We start from the raw sequence: 14,310 nt of genomic DNA, 5'->3' as shown, positions 1-14,310 counted from the left end.
AGCAAGCTGGTGGATCCCGTTCGACTTGCATGTATTAGGCCTGCCGCTAGCGTTCATCCTGAGCCAGGATCAAACTCTCCATTGTAAAATGAAGTGTAAGAATCACTGACTCCAAAAACTCAAATTTAATTAAGCAATCGGAATCATTATTCTAATTGTTAATGTCTCAATTGCCCGGAATGACTTCGTTTAGACTTATTTTCAGCTTTCGCTTGATAAAATCAAACTACTCGCTGCGCTACATGAATATCTTTACTTTAAAGAACTTGATCGCCTCCGCTCGCGCTTCGGCTTTTTATATCACGCCGGTTCTGAACCGGCAGATTTTCTCTCTTTCAAACACCAGCCGCATCGCGCTGCTGGGCCGGAACTTTCTTCTTTCGAACCCCTGTTCCGTTTGGGACTGCAAAGGTAAGGAGTTTTTTATTCTTTGCAAAATTTATTTTAACTTTTTTTAAAGTGCTCTTCTGGTCTAAAAATCAGCCCGATTATTGTACTTTAAAACCCCTGTTAATCTCTTAATGAACAACCGCCTCCTCCGAAGCGGGATGCAAAAGTATAACCTTTATTTAGTATTTGCAAATATCGCCGCAAAATATTTTTTAATATCTTGTTGAAGGCTATAAATCAGTTTATTATTTGTTAAACATTTGCCGCTTTCTGTTCTCTTCTCCCTCTTGACCTGCTAGTATAATACGGGGTCACATGCACAGGATGCACCACGGAATGTTGCGTTTTCACAGATTCGCTTTGCATCAGCCTCAGATTAAACGCGGGGCCATTACGAGAAAGATAGAAGAAAGTGGGCACAATTTATCCTATTTTTACCAAACTTGTTTAACGCAGTATGGAACTGATTTACTACATCGACTTGTTAGGAACCATGGTATTTGCCATATCTGGAGCAATGGCTGCCCAGCGTCATAACATTGATATTTTCGGAGCGGCCTTTACCGGCTTTGTCACTGCAATTGGGGGCGGAAGCTTGCGCGACATCTTTCTTAATTTACGACCGGTATGGGTGGATGACGGCAATTATCTACTCGCAATATTAGCCGGTGTATTGATTGCCATCTTCTTTAATAAGATACTGGGCAGGCTGGCAAGGACACTCTCGCTGTTTGATGCCTTAGGAATTGGCTTCTTTACCGTGGTGGGAGTACAAAAATCACTGGCCTTTGACAGCAGCGGTATAGCAGCTGTGGTATTGGGGCTATTTTCCGCTGTGATGGGCGGCGTCACACGCGACACACTTTTGAACGACACGCCCCTGATTTTCCGAAAGGAAATTTATGCAACAGCTTGCCTGTCCGGGGCCGTGTTGTTTGTACTACTCAGCCGCACAGGCGTCGATTACAACCTGAATGCTTTTATTAGCGCTGCCGTCGTTTCGATCGTGCGAATCGTTGCAGTGAAGTACAAGCTTACACTGCCCATTGTGGGGGGATAGGATTAGCGCCCTCTTTTCTTTAATAATGGAAACTTCATTTTATAGTCCACGTCTACCTGCCCTCTTGAAATGGCTTCCAGTTTACTTTTGATCATCGCTTTTCGCAGTGGGCTCAGCTTTTCCGTAAACAATTTCCCTTCGATATGATCGTATTCATGCTGAATGATACGTGCCGCCAACCCCGTAAAATCTTCCTCGTGCAACACCCAGTTTTCATCCACATACCTAATTCGGATATCCGGATACCGGTTGACGTCCTCCCGAACTTCGGGAATACTCAAACACCCCTCATTAAATGACCACTTTTCGCCCTCTTCTTCCAGTATCTCTGCATTGATGAATACTTTCTTAAAGTCTTTTAACACCGGATCATCGTCCTCAAAAGGACTGGCGTCTATCACAAACAAGCGGATGGACAGCCCAATTTGGGGGGCTGCCAAACCCACACCATGTGCCGCGTACATAGTTTCAAACATGTTGGCGATCAATTCCGGCAAATCCGGATAATTCTTGTCAATTTCTATCCCTTTCCGCTTCAGAATAGGGTCGCCGTAGGCGATAATGGGTAATTTCATTCGTAATTAATTGTTTTTAGTAGGGGCTTCATTCCACTACTTACTTCGCCTTTTTGTAGCCAATCTGCTCACACAACAGATTTCAGGGTACAAAGGTAACGATTTTATGGAAAAAGCTTACCTTTGGGTATGCCTGAGAAACTACCGGATAAGATTATTTTTTCGCTCGGAGAAGTGGCCAAGAGCATTCAGCGGACGATCGCTGGGCGCTACAAACAGGTCTATTGGATCAAAGCAGAGATGAACAAACTCAACCACTACACCCATTCCGGCCACTGTTATCCAGAGCTTGTCGAAAAAAAAGAGGGTAAGGTGATCGCCGAAATGCGCTCCATACTCTGGAATGGTGACTATCAACGGATCAACCAGCGTTTTATGGAGATTACTAGGGAACCCCTGAAAAATGGTATCACCATCCTGTTTCAGGCGACCATTTCGTATGACCCTCTGTATGGCCTCAGCCTCCGCATCCTGGATATAGACCCTGCCTATTCACTCGGTGAACTCGAACGCGAAAAACAGGAAAGCCTGAGCCGGCTCAAGCAAGAAGGCCTTTTCTATGCGAATAAGCAGCTGCCTTTCGCAGCCGTTCCAAAGCGGCTGGCCATCATATCGGTAGAAACCAGCAAAGGATATTCCGATTTTCTAAAAATACTTAATGGAAATCCCTGGGGCTATCGATTCGAGCAAACCCTTTTTCCGGCGTTGCTACAAGGCGACAAATCCATTCCTTCCATTATCAATCAGTTGGCACACATTGCACAACGTGCGGAGGAATACGATGTCGTGGCCGTTATCCGTGGCGGTGGTGGAGAGGTCGGCTTGTCCAGTTACAATAATTACCTGTTAGCATCGGCAATCGCAAGGTTTCCCATTCCCGTGCTGACGGGTATCGGGCATTCGACTAATGAGACAGTCAGTGAAATGGTGGCTTATAAAAATGCCATTACTCCCAGCGAACTTGCGGACTTCCTCATCCAACGGTTCCATCAATTCGCTGTACCGATCGAACAGGCACAGGAACTGATCATACACAAGACCCGCCAGTTATTGTTGGCCCAGCAAGATTCATTGAACGAATATGCCCGATATTTCCGCCTACATAGCGTCCACCTGCTTAGCCAACAGCAAAAGGCACTCGGACATCATTTCATCCGGTTAACGATAGCAAGCACCAACCGCTTGCGGCAAGGTATGCAAACATTATTACATACACAAAAGGCGTTGCAGACTACCGTTTTAGGGGATATCAAAGATCACCGGACTCAGTTAACTGCAATGGAGAAATCTGTGCAATTACTGGATCCGCAGCAAGTCCTCAATCGCGGATACAGCATCACACGAATTAACGGACAGGCCCTGAAAACGACAGAGCACGTCAAAAAGGGAGCTATTTTGGAAACCTTTTTAGCTTCCGGGCAAGTCACCAGTACCGTCACCCAAATAAGCACAACAACCCATGAGTAAGCAATACACGTACACGGATGCATTTGAAGAACTGCAGACCATTGTATCGGAAATCGAACACGGTGACATTTCCATCGACGAACTTTCAGAAAAAGTTAAGCGGGCGACCCTGCTGATTGGAGTATGTAAAGCTAAGTTAACCGCTACAGAAGGAGAAGTAAACAACATATTAGCCAATCTCGACAAAGAAGCTGACCGACCCGAAGGAGAAACGGATTAACCCAATTCGGCCCTCAGCTGTTGCATATCCAGCTCGTTTTCCCATCGCGCAACCAGAATCGTCGCGGCCGTATTGCCGATCAGATTGGTCAACGCACGTGCTTCACTCATGAAACGGTCAATACCGAATATCAAGGCCACCGATTCAACGGGAATGTGACCTACCACCGGCAGTGTCGCCACCAGGATAATAAAACCGCTGCCTGTTACCCCCGCTGCGCCGTTAGAAGTAACGGTCAACACCAACAGCAGGAACAACTGTTCTTCCAAGCCCATGGGCATATCCACTGCCTGCGATAGAAAAATAGCCGCCATCGTCAGGTAAATGGCGGTACCATCTAGGTTAAAAGAGTAGCCCGAAGGAACAACCAAACGCACCAACGACCGCGAGCACCCCATCCGCTCCAGCTTCTGCATGATGGCAGGCAATACCGATTCCGACGAAGAGGTACCCAATACGACGAGCAGCTCTTCTCGGATGAAGCGAAGTACCTTAAAAATACTGATCCCATAATACTTCAGCATCCCCCCGGCAAATAGAAAGATATACAGCAAGCAGGTTAGGTAAAATGCTACCATGAGCATTCCCAACGAAGACAATGAACCGATGCCGTATTTGCCGATGGTGAAACCCATTGCGCCCATTGCCCCAATAGGGGCAATTTTCATTACCATCTTAATAACAACAAACAAGCCATCGAGAAACGATTGCATCACCCGTACAGCCGGCTCTGCATACGACCCTATCTTGGAAAGTGCAAATCCAAACAGTACGGCAAAAAATAATACCTGCAACAAATTGCCCGAAGACAAGGCTCCGAAAACGTTTTCAGGAATAATATTTAGCAAAAAATCAACAAAACCTTCTTGTTTTTTACCTGCTTCAAGATACGAAGCTACTTCGGTCGTGTCCAACGTATTTGGATCCGCATGCATCCCTTCCCCCGGGCGCAGCCCATTGATGACCATTACTCCCAGCAGCATAGCCACGGCCGTGGTTACCTGAAAGTATACCATCGATTTGATCCCTACCTTACCGATTTTCTTCACATCTTCCATCCCGGCAATGCCCAATACAATGCTGCAGAAAATGAGTGGGGCAATGACCATCTTGATGAGTTTGATGAATCCATCACCGAGCGGTTTCAGTTGTATCCCCACCGAGGGGAAAAAATGGCCGATTAAAATGCCGATGCCAATCGCGATGAGTACCTGGAAGTACAACAGGTTGAACAGCTTTTTTACATTTCTCATAGACGCTTTCCCGCTAAGAAAACCTGCTTCACGTTATATTGGCTATCAAAAACGACCAAGTTGGCCACTGTATCCGGGGCAATACGGCCATAGGCGTCCGCACCGATCAGCGAAGCCGGATACAATGAGGCCATCCGCAACGCTTCCTCCAATGAGATTCCTGCATGGCGTACGCAATTGGCCACGGCTTGCATCATGGTCAGCGCAGAGCCCGACAATGTGCCGTCAGGAAGCGTATACCGATCGCCGGTAAATACGTGGGTATACGTACCTACATGGGTCTCAGCCACCGCATCCGTGATCAAAAAAAGCCGCTCGCCCATCAGCTTTTTACTGATGGAAAGTGTTTGATAGTCGACATGGATACCATCGGCGATAATGCTTGCCCGGGCTGTATCCGATTGGAACGTTGCCCCCGGCAGCCCCGGATTACGGTGATGCAGTGGAGACATCGCGTTGAATAAATGGGTAACAGCACGGATACCGTTACGGAACCCTGCGGTAGCTTCATCAAAAGAAGCATCGCTGTGACCTGCCGAGAGCAACACCCCATTATCCAGCAACAGACGGATCGTTTTCGGGGTAAACCGCTCGGGAGCAATAGTCATCATCCGGAGGCAACTACCCGCCCGTTTCAGCAACGCGGCAATCTCAGCCGAATCTGGATTACGGATGCATTCCGCTGGATGTGCCCCTCGTCTTGACGTATTTAGATAGGGCCCCTCAAGGTGCAGGCCCAATAGTGCCGGATGTTGATACGCCGTTAACACTTCAAATGCCTTATCCATCACGTCCATCGTATTTGTGGCCATGGTAATCATAAAGCCTGTTGTGCCCGATTTCACCAGCGTATCTGCAATCTCTTCCATCGAATCGGCCGAAGGTTCGGCCGAAAAAAGCCGGTTGCCACCCCCGTAGATCTGCAGATCAATAAATCCGGGTACAACGTAATTGCCCCTAACATCCATGATTTTTGCTTCGCTGGGGACTTCATCGGGGGCAACAACAGCTACTACCCGGCTCCCCTTAATCAAAACAGCCCTGCCGCTGAACAGCCTATCGTTCGTAAATACAACCCCATTAATGATTGCAATAATTGATTCCGTCATTTGGTTTATCTTGACAGTTTTACCGCCGGTAATATTACAAATTTCTTTGGTTTATTTTCTCTTATGGTCGGGAATTGATACCTGGAAGTTTGGATTTTACAGTTGGGATTTCTTTTGTGATCCTGATTTATTCTATCTTTACGCCAATAAATAATCGGTTAAACTCATGTTGAAAGAAGAACGGCAAGCGTTTATCGTCCATCAAATAAATTTGCATAACAAGGTTCTATCTTCGGATCTAAGCGTACAACTCAATGTTTCGGAAGACACCATTAGGCGAGATTTGAATGAGTTGGCCGAAAACGGAAAAGTGCTCAAAGTATATGGCGGGGCCCTCTCAAAGTCCTTTCAATATCCCTTCCAGGAAAACAACATATACGCGCGCGATGCGAAAAAGCAGATTGCAACCAAAGCTGTCAAACTCATTCAAAATGGAATGACCGTCTTAGCCGGCGGGGGCACCACCCTGATGGAACTAGCACGGATCATTCCGGAAAGCCTCCAATGCACTTTTTTTACGATCAGCCCGCTGGTGGCACTCGAACTCGCTGAACATACGCATGCAGATGTCATACTCATTGGCGGCAAACTGTCAAGAAATACGAACATCAACATCGGCTCACAGGTTATTAATCAGCTTTCCGAAATACGGGTAGATCTGTGCCTGTTGGGCACGAACAGTCTTTCGGCCGAAGATGGGGTGACCGATTCCGACTGGGAGGTAGTACAGATAAAAAAAGCAATGATACGGTGTTCAACCAAAACGGCCATCCTCAGCATTGCGGAAAAACTAAACTCGGTACAAAAGATGAAGGTTTGCAGTCTTAACGCCATTTCTTATTTGGTGACGGACCTAGATTCAAAACACCCTAGCCTAAGTGGCTTCAACAAGGTGGTAGAGGTTGTTTAGCACAAATACACATGCCCAAAATTATATTTGATACATCCATTGCAACCACCAACCTCGGTGACCACATTATCATGGATGCCGTAAACCAACTAGCCGACGAACTCTTTACCGATGATTTCGTCATCAATGTACCCACCCATTTTTCCATCCATCCGTTGGATCTGGTTGCCCTTCGCAAATACGATACCGCCCTGGTAGGCGGAACGAATTTACTGAAAAACAATACGTTCGGTAAGCGTCAATGGAAAATAGGTGTGAAAGATTTAGTGGCACTGCGGCGCAAGGTTGTGTTGCTCGGTGTGGGCTGGTGGCAATACCAGGATAAACCTGTATCATTTTATTCGAAGTGGATGTATAAGGCCCTGTTTTCACGCCGTTATTTCCATGCCGTACGCGACAACTACACGCTACAGAAGTTAAACGAGATGGGCATCCATAACGTCGTTAATACGGGATGCCCCACGGTATGGAATCTCGACGAGCCGCACCTTTCACAAATCAATCCAAAAAAAAGAGACACCGTCGTTACCACGATCACGGATTACCTTCGGGATTCCGACCGGGATCGACAGCTCTTGGAAACCCTCAAAAAGCACTACCGAGACGTATATGTGTGGATACAGGGATCGAAGGACCAAGCATACATCGAAAGCCTGACCACCGATGTGCGGTACATCGCCCCTAAGTTGTCGGCCTTCGATCGGTTTCTTGAAAACGAGTCGTGCGAATACGTGGGTACCCGATTACATGCAGGTATACGGGCACTTCAGAAAAGGCGCAAAGCGCTTATCATTGGCATCGACAACCGCGCCATTGAAATGCGCAACGATATTGGCCTTAACGTGTTGGAGCGCCAGCGTATGGACCTGCTTGAAGAAAAAATACACGAGGAAATGAGTATCAAATTGTACCTCGATACCGATGCCATCCAGCGTTGGAAAGCACAATTTTTAACTACTAAAACCCAAGAAACTTGATAGCGGGGCTCAAACGACTCTATAACAAATCGCTGTTTCAACCGACGTTTTTCGGATTGTTCTTTAACCCCTTCTTTATCATTCGGAGGGGCCTGTTCCGAAATATATCGCAGCTGAGCGGATACCTGCAAGGGCGTCTATTAGATTTTGGTTGCGGGAGCAAACCCTATCGCACGCTGTTTGACGTGACAACTTACATAGGTACGGATGTCGAAGTGAGTGGCCATGATCACCTCAATGAAGACATTGATGTGTATTACGATGGAACAACGCTACCTTTTGACGATACGTCTTTCGACTGTATTTTCTCGAGCGAGGTATTCGAACATATCTTCAACCTACCCGAAATTCTCGACGAACTACACCGGGTACTAAAGCCCGGCGGACACATGCTCATAACGGTTCCGTTCGTATGGGATGAACACGAAATTCCTTATGATTTTGCCCGTTACACTTCTTTTGGTATTCGGCATATCTTAATCGAAAAAGGATTCACCATCGTTAAAGAAACCAAAACCACCAATTACGTAGCAACCCTTTGCCAAATGTGGGCAGCCTATGTTTACCAGCATATCTTACCTAAAAATAAGGTGGCGCGGATTGCACTGACCCCCCTGTTCATCACGCCCATTACCATTTGCGGGCTAATCTTTTCTGTCCTACTGCCGACCAATATGAATTTTTTCCACAACAATGTACTGGTCGTCCAGAAACCCGAAAGCTAATGAGTACGTCGACACTCACGATTATCACCGTCGTATATAATAATGTACGCGACATCGAACGTACTATTAAATCCGTCATCTGCCAAACCTATCCCTATATTGAATACCTTATCATCGATGGCAATTCTACAGATGGGACCGTCGACGTCATTAAGCGGTATGGTGAGCACATTTCGGAGTGGATCAGCGAGCCCGATAAGGGTATTTACGACGCAATGAATAAAGGTCTCGGCCGGGCAACCGGAGATTACGTGCTGTTTATGAATTCCGGCGACGAGATCTATGCGGAAGATACGGTGGCGCAGGTTTTCGCTTCTGCACCAGATGCCGATATTTATTACGGCGAAACCGAAATGTACGATGCAGATTGGCAATCGATCGGCTTACGCCGCCATGCGATACCCCCCCAATTCAACTGGCGAAGTTTCCGTTTTGGCATGAACATCAGCCATCAAGCGATCTATATCCGCCGGTCCATTGCCGGCCGCTACGATCTACGTTATCAGCTGAGCGCCGACATCGATTGGATTATCCGTGCCGCCAAAAAAGCGAACAAGGTTGTCAATACCCGGCGCCTCGTCGCCAAATACCTGGTAGGAGGAATGTCTAAGAAGCGACATTGGCAAAGCCTAAAAGAACGATTCTGCATATTCACCAAGCATTATGGTCTCCTACCTAACATCGTGAATCATTTAATCATTGCCATCAACCTGGCAATCTACTATATTCGTCACGGCAAATCGAACGACTAAATGGAGAAAAAGGCATGACACAGGAAGAAATGCTACAAGCATTGGTGACGACCCGGATGCCCTTTGGAAAATATAAGGATACCGTGATCTGCGATCTTCCCGAAGCCTATTTAGTTTGGTTTCACCAAAAGGGATTTCCCAAGGGTAAATTGGGGATGTTGTTAGGCACGATGTACGAAATCAAACTCAATGGATTGGAGTATTTACTGCGCCCATTACGAAACAAAATACCCCGCTAAATGTTCTTTTTTAGATTAATGTTCCTTAGTTATATTATAGCAATATATTCCGATGGATCAAATTCAGAAATGCGTATGCATATTCGCCATGGGTTTCGTAATTACGGCATGCGGCGGCAACATCGACAGCAATCAAACTGAGCAGGATACCACAACAACTACTTCCCAAGCGCTCCTTCCGGATAATCACTTACTGGTTCCGGGAAAATCTGCGGGTCTCTTTTTACTTGGCGATGCAGACAGCGCCGTATTTCACGAACTTGGAAAGCCTGATTTTGGCGATGCAGCTATGGGCAAAGCCGTGTCCATTTGGTTTCCTGAAGATGAACCCGGCCAACCCCTATCAATTTTTACTTCGCGCGACATGGGCAATGATGAAACGGCCCGCATCCAACAGATTCGCGTCACCTCGCCTCGTTTCCAAACCGTTCAGTCAATTGGTGTAGGTTCGTCGCTCCGCGATATTTCTGATGCCTACCCGCTCCAGATCGTAGAAACTTATGAACAAGATGGGCAAACCTATACAATATACAATGCCAACGAAGGTATTGCTTTCGAGGTAGACACTACCTATAGCTGCATCGCGGTCATTATCCACTCCGCTGGTGCAGCAATTCCCACATACCTGCCATTACAACCTCCTTTATCTTCACAACCCCGGTAGACAGGAAGTCAGCAGCGACGAACGAGCAGCTACATCGCGTATTCAGTGACCAACAAACGTACTACCGGATACTCCGATAATGTCACGCCGAATAAGTTGTGAACCGACAAGCAGGGCCAGAAGTGCCACACTTGACGCAACCGCCATGACCACCGGCATGGGTAGCAACGAATCCTCGCTGAATAGACTCACCAGCACCGAAGCCCCGGCACCAAGCGCCATCTGGAAGGCACCCATCAGGGCGGAAGCACTGCCTGCATTTTTGCTAAAAGGCGCCATGGAAAGTGCCGCTGCATTGGGATTGATAAGCCCCAGGCAACACAGGAACAAGCCGATGAATACAAGCGTCGAGCCAAAATTGATCAATCCATTCCAAGCGAAGGCCAAAAACAGCAAACTGAAAACACATTGTGCGACCAATGCATATGTAATGATCTGTCTGCTACCAATCCATCGGAGAATGAGGCTATTTACCTGGCTGGCACCAATAAACACCACTGAAAGCCCTGCAAACACCCACCCGTAGTCGGTTTTACTCAGGTGGTATACTTTCATGAAAAGTACTGGTGAGGAAGACACGTAGGCAAATAGACCCGAAAAGACAAAAGCGCTGATCAGCGCATAGGTATAAAACTGCGGTTCACGGAGCACCTGCGCAAAGCTTGTCAGGATAGGCTTAGGTTTAAGGGAATAGGATGGGTCCGGTTGGTAGCTTTCCGGCAGTTTGATAGCCGTAGCCACCAAGATAACGGTTGCCATCAATCCCAAGAAGACAAAAACATATCGCCAGCCAAATGCCGCTATCAAGTATCCCCCCGCTGTAGGGGCCAGCATAGGCGATACGGCGATAACTAGCATCAGCGAGGCAAATACTTTCGGGCTCTCCTCCAAGGTAAACAGATCGCGAACCATAGCAATGGACGCTACCGCCGTAGCACAACTGCCAATGGCCTGCACAAAACGCAATACAATGAGCTGATTGACATCCGTTACTGCCAAGCAGCCGAAAGAAGCTGCTATGTACAGCACCAGGCCAATGTACAGTGGCTTCTTACGGCCAAATTTATCCAACAACGGTCCATAAAGCAGCTGCCCCGCTGATATGCCGATAAAAAAGCTTGACAATGATAGCGCCACCGTAGCCTCCGAAGTACGAAGATTCTCAGCGATGTCCACAAATCCCGGCAGGTACATGTCAATGGAAAATGGGCCCAATGCCGACAAACAACCCAGTAGTAAAATCAATCCGATGCGCTGTTTTGCCGCCATAAAATCTCCTCTTTTTTGAGAAGATGCAAATGTGAGGAGATTTTCCGTCACTTTTAGTAAGATGTGGTAAAAAGGTTTCTGAAATTGCGGTACTAGCCTCGCTATCGTACTATTCAAAATCCATTCAGACTTTTCAGCTCAACTGTCGGCGGATAGTTTATCTCCCGAACTTGTACCGTATGGTACCGCCTATTTTCGTGGCGTGTGTGCCAAAAACAGCTGCTTCGGCCTCAATCACATCGCGGTTTCTCAACTTGATCTGGTATCCGGCACCGAAATTTTTGTATAAACCATAGGCATGTCCATTATTCAACGTACTCCCATCAGAAAGTGTAGTATACCCCTTCGTGTATCCTATCCCGAGTGCCGCGCCTAAGTAAAAATCGCCTAGATAAAACCGAGGGCCAACATTCAGCGAATAAACATTCTCAATCCATTCGTTTCCGAAAACTTCTTTGGAAGCGACAGGATTATAGTTTATGTCAGAGACATCTACCCGAGTCTGATCAAAGGTAAGTGCCGCGGTAAAACCGAACCTTTTAAAAGGTCGGAATTCATACATCGCACTGCCGCCATAAGCGAATCCTTTATTTTTAACATTATAACCGGCCATCGGGCCGAGACTAAAACTATGCCTGGGGATCTCCGCGGAAGTTTGCGCATTTGTAATAAGCACACTCAAAACGAACAGTAGAAATAAACCAAGTTTTTGCATTTCCATAATTTGAATTTGTAATGTTGACAAAAAATTTGCGTGAGACGAAAGTATTTCAAAAAGGCTGTAGAATCTTTAAATTTAACATTTTTAACTTTTTGTTATTCAACTATATAAACTAAAATGCAACATAATAAACTGCCTCGGTGTAGTTGTTCGTGTTTAATATCTCCGCTTCGATGCCGCCGAGTAATTACGATCGTAGCCACAGGCTATCTCTCCGCAATGACAGGAAAGTATTGGATCGCAGGAAGCTATATCCATCAAAATTTGCTACCTTTGCAGCTGAAAAAAACATTAAACGCCGTTTGCAACGGTATCAATGGCTATATGAAAAAGTACCAAACCCTGCTGTATTATTGCTACAGCCATATTGACAATGCGGAACAGTTTGCCGCGGACCATCTTCATTTTTGTAAATCACTGGGCTTAGTTGGCCGAATTATCGTGGCCGACGAGGGTCTCAATGGAACCGTATCCGGCACACACGAAGCATGTGAAGCGTATATGGATGCGGTGCATCGCGACCCAAGGTTTGCCGACACTGATTTCAAAATTGACGAAGTTCATGAACTATCTTTCATTAAAATGCATTGCCGCTATAAATCCGAAATCGTACATTCCGGATTGCGGGATCCGAAGGTCATTGACCCCACGAAAGAAACCGGGAAGCACTTGGCTCCAAAGGAATTCATGGAAATGAAAGACCGGGATGATGTCGTGATACTAGATGTTCGGTCTAACTATGAACACAATGTCGGCCGGTTCAAGAATGCGGTAACACTGGACATTGAAAATTTTAGGGAGTTTCCTGAAAAAATCAATGAACTCGCCCAATATAAAGACAAAAAGGTACTCACCTACTGCACAGGCGGTATTAAATGTGAGAAAGCATCTGCACTATTGCTGAAAGAAGGGTTTAACGATGTTTATCAACTACATGGGGGCATCATCAAGTATGGAAAGGAAGTAGGCGGAAAAGATTTTGAAGGCAAATGCTACGTGTTTGATAACCGGGTCACCGTGGATGTGAACCGGGTAAACCCTACCGTGGTTTCCAGGTGTTTAAATTGTGGCACTACCACCAGCCGTATGGTCAATTGTGCTAATCCTGAATGCAATGAACATTTTACGCAATGCGAAGCCTGTGGATGGGAACTGGAAGGTTGCTGCTCCAATACGTGTATGAGCCACCCACGCAAACGCTCCTACGATGGCACAGGCTACTATGTGAAGGTCCCTCAACCTGTCAACGTCGAAAAGATCAGCAAACGGAAACACAAATCACTCACAACCAACCCCACTTTATATAATTGATGTTTTTGGCTGTCTCAAGATATTTCTTTTCATAATACGTTTTAATGGATAATACCTCATCCAATACGTCGGATCGGTATAGATCTGACGTTTGCGCATGGATATCCAACCCTAACTCAGTCAATTTTTCCTGTGTGTAGACAAATAGGCCATCGTTATCCGTTTTGAGGTGCATGATTCCTTCGGGAATTAGGATTTCCCGGTATTTGGCCAAAAAAAAAGGATTGGTGAGCCGCTTCTTTTCACGGCTTTTCTGCGGCTGGGGATCGGGAAAGGTAATCCAGATTTCAGACACTTCGTTCTCAGCAAAATAATCTAGAATGTTTTCGATTTGTATTCGGAGGAAGGCCACATTAGGAATGCCCTCTTCGAGTGCGGTTTTAGCTCCGCGCCAGATACGGTTACCTTTGTAATCGACACCAATGAAATTATACGTGGGAAACAGTTTTGCCAGATTGACGGAATATTCTCCCTTGCCACAGGCCAATTCAAGCACAATGGGCCGGTCATTACCAAAGTGCTTCGCAGCCCATTGCCCCTTCATTCCCTTACCCGCGTCCAATTGCAATACATTGGCAAACGTGTCGATTTCTGCGAATTTCCTAAGTTTATCTTTTCCCATATTCTTTTAAAAAAACAAAAAATCTGTCGTGCACTACCTTCGCGAA

The 14,310-nt window shown here is 46.4% G+C and carries 16 protein-coding genes and 1 rRNA gene; 10 read left to right on the top strand and 7 right to left on the bottom strand.

All coding sequences use genetic code 11. From position 1 onward, the window contains the following. Positions 1-85: ribosomal RNA gene (locus BMZ56_RS12840) — 16S ribosomal RNA — on the bottom strand; the annotation flags it as partial. 762 nt (positions 86-847) lie between these two features. Between BMZ56_RS12840 and BMZ56_RS12830 the strand changes: the two genes are divergently transcribed. Next, positions 848-1,450, top strand: coding sequence for a trimeric intracellular cation channel family protein (locus BMZ56_RS12830; protein ID WP_090627215.1), 603 nt, complete (start codon positions 848-850; stop codon positions 1,448-1,450). A 2-nt stretch (positions 1,451-1,452) separates the two neighbouring features. On the opposite strand, the gene def is transcribed toward BMZ56_RS12830, so the two are convergent. Continuing rightward, entirely contained in the window at positions 1,453-2,025 is a 573-nt protein-coding gene (gene def, locus BMZ56_RS12825; protein WP_090627212.1) for a peptide deformylase, read from the bottom strand. A 129-nt stretch (positions 2,026-2,154) separates the two neighbouring features. Between def and xseA the strand changes: the two genes are divergently transcribed. Beyond that, positions 2,155-3,492, top strand: coding sequence for an exodeoxyribonuclease VII large subunit (gene xseA / locus BMZ56_RS12820; protein WP_090627209.1), 1,338 nt, complete (start codon positions 2,155-2,157; stop codon positions 3,490-3,492). After that, complete coding sequence (xseB, locus tag BMZ56_RS12815; RefSeq protein WP_090627207.1) at positions 3,485-3,712, top strand: exodeoxyribonuclease VII small subunit; 228 nt, start codon at positions 3,485-3,487, stop codon at positions 3,710-3,712. Before xseA ends, xseB begins: the two co-directional genes overlap by 8 nt. Here xseB and dctA read toward each other — a convergent pair. Both dctA and nagA read right to left on the bottom strand, forming a co-directional pair. Next, on the bottom strand, positions 3,709-4,965 hold the full coding sequence (dctA, locus tag BMZ56_RS12810; RefSeq protein ID WP_090627204.1) for a C4-dicarboxylate transporter DctA: 1,257 nt from the start codon (positions 4,963-4,965) through the stop codon (positions 3,709-3,711). The two genes, xseB and dctA, sit on opposite strands and share 4 nt — an antisense overlap. Then, a complete protein-coding gene (gene nagA / locus BMZ56_RS12805) occupies positions 4,962-6,074 on the bottom strand; it encodes an N-acetylglucosamine-6-phosphate deacetylase (RefSeq protein ID WP_090627201.1) in 1,113 nt (370 codons plus the stop codon). Before nagA ends, dctA begins: the two co-directional genes overlap by 4 nt. 166 nt (positions 6,075-6,240) lie before the next feature. On the opposite strand from nagA, the gene BMZ56_RS12800 reads away from it, so the two are divergent. The 6 genes from BMZ56_RS12800 to BMZ56_RS12775 all read left to right on the top strand — a co-directional run bounded on the left by BMZ56_RS12800 (position 6,241) and on the right by BMZ56_RS12775 (position 10,341). Continuing rightward, the gene (locus BMZ56_RS12800; protein WP_090627199.1) at positions 6,241-6,984 is read left to right on the top strand and encodes a DeoR/GlpR family DNA-binding transcription regulator; all 744 of its coding nucleotides are present in this window, start codon (positions 6,241-6,243) and stop codon (positions 6,982-6,984) included. Positions 6,985-6,995: 11 nt separating this feature from the next. Continuing rightward, positions 6,996-7,961 carry a polysaccharide pyruvyl transferase family protein gene (locus tag BMZ56_RS12795; RefSeq protein WP_090627198.1) on the top strand — a complete coding sequence of 322 codons (966 nt, stop codon included), beginning with the start codon at positions 6,996-6,998 and terminating at the stop codon, positions 7,959-7,961. Continuing rightward, complete coding sequence (locus BMZ56_RS12790) at positions 7,958-8,686, top strand: class I SAM-dependent methyltransferase (RefSeq protein WP_090627195.1); 729 nt, start codon at positions 7,958-7,960, stop codon at positions 8,684-8,686. The genes BMZ56_RS12795 and BMZ56_RS12790 overlap by 4 nt, the downstream gene beginning before the upstream one ends. Continuing rightward, the gene (locus BMZ56_RS12785) at positions 8,686-9,438 is read left to right on the top strand and encodes a glycosyltransferase family 2 protein (RefSeq protein WP_090627192.1); all 753 of its coding nucleotides are present in this window, start codon (positions 8,686-8,688) and stop codon (positions 9,436-9,438) included. Before BMZ56_RS12790 ends, BMZ56_RS12785 begins: the two co-directional genes overlap by 1 nt. Positions 9,439-9,452: 14 nt before the next feature. Next, positions 9,453-9,677, top strand: a complete 225-nt coding sequence (locus BMZ56_RS12780) for a DUF3820 family protein (RefSeq protein ID WP_090627190.1) — start codon at positions 9,453-9,455, stop codon at positions 9,675-9,677. Positions 9,678-9,765: 88 nt separating this feature from the next. Next, a complete protein-coding gene (locus BMZ56_RS12775; protein ID WP_143072917.1) occupies positions 9,766-10,341 on the top strand; it encodes a hypothetical protein in 576 nt (191 codons plus the stop codon). 42 nt (positions 10,342-10,383) lie between these two features. Here the strand turns inward: BMZ56_RS12775 and BMZ56_RS12770 are convergent, their stop codons facing one another. Further along, positions 10,384-11,610 (bottom strand): multidrug effflux MFS transporter, encoded by a 1,227-nt coding sequence (locus tag BMZ56_RS12770; protein ID WP_090627185.1) that lies wholly within the window; start codon positions 11,608-11,610, stop codon positions 10,384-10,386. Positions 11,611-11,767: 157 nt separating this feature from the next. Next, complete coding sequence (locus BMZ56_RS12765) at positions 11,768-12,331, bottom strand: outer membrane beta-barrel protein (RefSeq protein ID WP_090627182.1); 564 nt, start codon at positions 12,329-12,331, stop codon at positions 11,768-11,770. Positions 12,332-12,655: 324 nt separating this feature from the next. On the opposite strand from BMZ56_RS12765, the gene trhO reads away from it, so the two are divergent. Next, positions 12,656-13,642, top strand: a complete 987-nt coding sequence (trhO, locus tag BMZ56_RS12760; protein WP_090627300.1) for an oxygen-dependent tRNA uridine(34) hydroxylase TrhO — start codon at positions 12,656-12,658, stop codon at positions 13,640-13,642. Here the strand turns inward: trhO and trmB are convergent. Continuing rightward, positions 13,614-14,264 carry a tRNA (guanosine(46)-N7)-methyltransferase TrmB gene (trmB, locus tag BMZ56_RS12755; RefSeq protein WP_090627179.1) on the bottom strand — a complete coding sequence of 217 codons (651 nt, stop codon included), beginning with the start codon at positions 14,262-14,264 and terminating at the stop codon, positions 13,614-13,616. The genes trhO and trmB overlap by 29 nt on opposite strands. Between the last annotated feature and the right edge of the window lie 46 nt (positions 14,265-14,310).

Source organism: Parapedobacter indicus (assembly GCF_900113765.1).
GTDB classification, from domain to species: Bacteria; Bacteroidota; Bacteroidia; order Sphingobacteriales; family Sphingobacteriaceae; genus Parapedobacter; species Parapedobacter indicus.
The sequence above is the reverse complement of the archived record's forward strand: the minus strand, read 5'-3'. Positions and strand labels throughout refer to the sequence as shown.